Source organism: Kitasatospora sp. NPDC086801 (assembly GCF_044745805.1).
GTDB lineage: Bacteria > Actinomycetota > Actinomycetes > Streptomycetales > Streptomycetaceae > Kitasatospora.
Window position 1 is genome coordinate 1 of the sequence record NZ_JBIVAX010000092.1, and the last position, 3568, is coordinate 3568.

General features: G+C 73.8%; 1 protein-coding gene. It reads left to right on the forward strand.

Annotated elements, in window-relative coordinates; genetic code table 11:
* A partial coding sequence (locus ACIPLC_RS38035; protein ID WP_400477638.1) for a beta-ketoacyl synthase N-terminal-like domain-containing protein occupies positions 1-3568 on the forward strand: 3568 nt, incomplete at both ends.

The following is a 3568-nucleotide window of genomic DNA, read 5'->3' on the forward strand; positions in this document are numbered from 1 at the left end:
TCTTCCTCGACGCCCTCGCCGCCCACCGTCGGGCCGCCGGCCTGCCCGCGACCTCGATGGCCTACGGCATGTGGGACGTCGGCGCCGGCCTCGGCGAGCAGCTCCTGGAGCTCAACCGCAACCGCATGGCCGCCCAGGGCGTCCCGCCGCTCACCCGCGAGGCGGGTCTGGAGCTGTTCGCCGCCGGTCTGCGCAGCGAGCGTGCCACCGTCGTGCCGATCCGGGTCGACGCGGCCGCCCTGCGGGCCCGCACCGACGAGGTCCCCGCGCTCCTGCGCGGCCTCGTCCCGGCCGCCCGCCGCACGGCGGCCCACGCCTCGGCGCCGGCCGCACCGGCCGACGGTCTCGCCGCCCGGCTCGCCGGGCTGACGGAGGCGGAGCAGCGGCGGACGGTCCTCGACCTCGTCCTGGCCCGGGTGGCGGGGCTGCTCGGCCACGAGTCGGGCGACGCGATCGAGCCGGACCGCGCGTTCCAGGAGCTCGGCTTCGACTCCCTCGCCGCGACCGACCTGCGCAACCAGCTCAACACGCTCACCGACCTGCGCCTGCCCGCCACGCTCGCCTTCGACCACCCGAACGCCGAGGCCGTGACGGACCTCATCGTCGCCGAACTGGGCGTGCGGACCGCCGCCGCCAGCGGCGAGGCGTCCCGCGCCGAGGCCGACCTGCGTGCCGCGCTGCAGTCGATCCCGACCCGGCGGCTCCGTGACGCGGGCCTGGTCGACGCCCTGCTCGACCTGGCCGACGACCGCGTCGTTCGTGTCGACGAGGCAACGGACCTCCCGGCGGCGGCCGAGGTTCGCCACGACCCGATCGCGATCGTCGGCATGGCCTGCCGCTACCCGGGCGGGGTGACCACGCCCGAGGAGCTCTGGCAGCTGGTGACGTCCGGCGCGGACGCGATCTCCCCGTTCCCCGCCGATCGCGGCTGGGACCTCTCGACGCTCCGCACCGAGGACTCGTCTTACACCCGCGCGGGCGGATTCCTCGACGGCGCCGCCGAGTTCGACCCCGATTTCTTCGGGATCTCTCCGCGCGAGGCCCTGGCGATGGACCCGCAGCAGCGGCTCACGCTGGAGCTCTCCTGGGAGGCCCTGGAGCGGGCCGGCATCGACCCGAGCGGCCTGCGCGGCACCCGCACCGGAGTCTTCACCGGCGTGATGTACCACGACTACCCGGGCAGCGACGGCAACGGTAGCGTCGTGGCCGGCCGCGTCTCGTACAAGCTGGGCCTGGAGGGCCCGGCCGTCGCCGTGGACACCGCCTGCTCGTCCTCCCTGGTCGCCCTGCACCTGGCCGCCCAGGCGCTGCGCCAGGGCGACTGCTCGCTCGCGATCACCGGCGGCGTGACGGTCATGGCCACGCCGGGGGTGTTCGCCGAGTTCGGCCGCCAGGGCGCGCTCGCCCCCGACGGGCGGTGCAAGTCGTTCGCGACCGCGGCCGACGGCACGGGTTTCGCCGAGGGCGCGGGCTTCCTGGTCGTCGAACGGCTGTCGGACGCGCTGCGCAACGGGCACCCGGTGCTCGCGCTGGTGCGCGGCAGCGCGGTGAACCAGGACGGCGCGTCGAACGGCCTGACGGCGCCGAACGGTCCGTCGCAGCAGCGGGTGATCCGGCAGGCGCTCGCCAACGCCCGCCTCGGCGCCGACCAGGTCGACGTGGTCGAGGCGCACGGCACGGGCACGACGCTGGGCGACCCGATCGAGGCCCAGGCGCTGCTTGCGACGTACGGTCAGGACCGCGAACGGCCCCTGCTCCTCGGCTCGATCAAGTCGAACATCGGGCACACCCAGGCCGCCGCTGGTGTCGCCGGCGTGATCAAGATGGTGCTCGCCATGTACAACGGCGAGCTGCCGTCGACGCTGCACGTGGACGAGCCGAGCGCGAACGTGGACTGGTCGGAGGGGGCCGTCCGGCTCCTGACCGAGCCCTGGCCGTGGGCCCCGGGCGACCGTCCGCGCCGCGCCGGCGTCTCGTCCTTCGGGATCAGTGGCACCAACGCCCACGTGATCATCGAGGAGGCCCCGACGGCGGCCCTGCCCACGGAGGTGCCGGAGGTCGAACCGGGGGTCGTGCCGTGGCTGCTGTCCGCCGCGACGCCGGAGGCCCTGCGCGCGCAGGCCGAGCGTCTGCTCGCCGTCGCCGACGATGCCCGGCCGGTGGACGTCGCGTACTCGCTGGCGACGACCCGCGCCGCGCTCGAACACCGCGCGGCCGTGGTCGGTGACGGGGCCGAGCAACTCCTGGCCGGCCTGCGGGCGGTGGCGGACGGCGAGGCGCCGACCGGCGTCGCGACCGGCGGGCGGATGGCGTTCCTGTTCTCGGGTCAGGGGTCGCAGCGGCTGGGGATGGGGCGGGAGTTGTACGGCCGGTTCCCGGTGTTCGCTCGGGCTTTCGATGAGGTGTGTGGGGTTCTGGAGCTGCCGGTTCGGGAGGTCGTGTGGGGTGTGGACGAGGAGTTGTTGAACCGGACGGAGTACGCCCAGGCCGGGTTGTTCGCGGTCGAGGTGGCGCTGTATCGGCTCGTCGAATCGTTGGGCGTTCGAGCCGAGTTCGTGGCGGGGCATTCGATCGGTGAGGTCGTGGCCGCGTACGTGGCTGGGGTGTTCTCGCTGGAGGACGCGTGCGCGCTGGTGAGCGCTCGTGGCCGTTTGATGCAGGCGTTGCCTTCGGGTGGTGCGATGTTGGCGGTGCAGGCGGCGGAGGGCGAAGTGCTGCCGTTGCTGGGTGAGTTCGTGTCGATCGCCGCCGTGAACGGCCCGACGTCGGTCGTGGTCTCGGGGACGGAGGAGGCTGTCGCGGAGGTCGAGGCGTACTTCGCCGACCGCAGGACGACCCGGCTGCGGGTGTCGCACGCGTTCCATTCGCCGCTGATGGATCCGATGCTGGAGGATTTCCGTACGGTCCTCAACGGGCTGAGCTACAGCGCGCCGTCGATTCCGGTGGTCTCCAATCTGACCGGTGAACTGGCGGAGGGCCTGACGTCGCCCGAGTACTGGGTGCGTCATGTCCGCGAGGCCGTCCGCTTCGCCGACGGCGTCCGCACCCTGCACGAGGCCGGCGTCCGCCGCTTCCTCGAACTCGGCCCCGATGCCGTCCTCACCGCCCTCACCGTGAGTGCTCTGCCCGACGGCGAGGCCGAAGCGATCCCGGCGCTGCGGCGCGGACGCGACGAGGGGCGGACCGTCGTCGAGGCGCTGGCGCGCCTGCACGTGCTCGGCGTCCCGGTGGACTGGCCCGCCTTCCACGCCGGGACGGGCGCCCGCCGGGTCGCCCTGCCGACGTACGCCTTCCAGCACCGCCGCTTCTGGACGGACGCATCGGCGTTCTTCCCGACGGCCGAGTCCGCCGGGCTCCGGAACACCGACCACCCGCTGCTCACCGGCTCGCTCGAACTGGCCGGTACCGCCGGTCTGGTGTTCACCGGCCGGTTGTCGGCCCGGTCGCACGGGTGGCTCGCGGACCACGTCGTCATGGGTTCGGTCCTGGTGCCGGGCACGGCGCTGGTCGAGCTGGCCGTGCGTGCCGGGGACGAGGTCGGCTGTGATCTGGTCGAGGAGCTGACGCT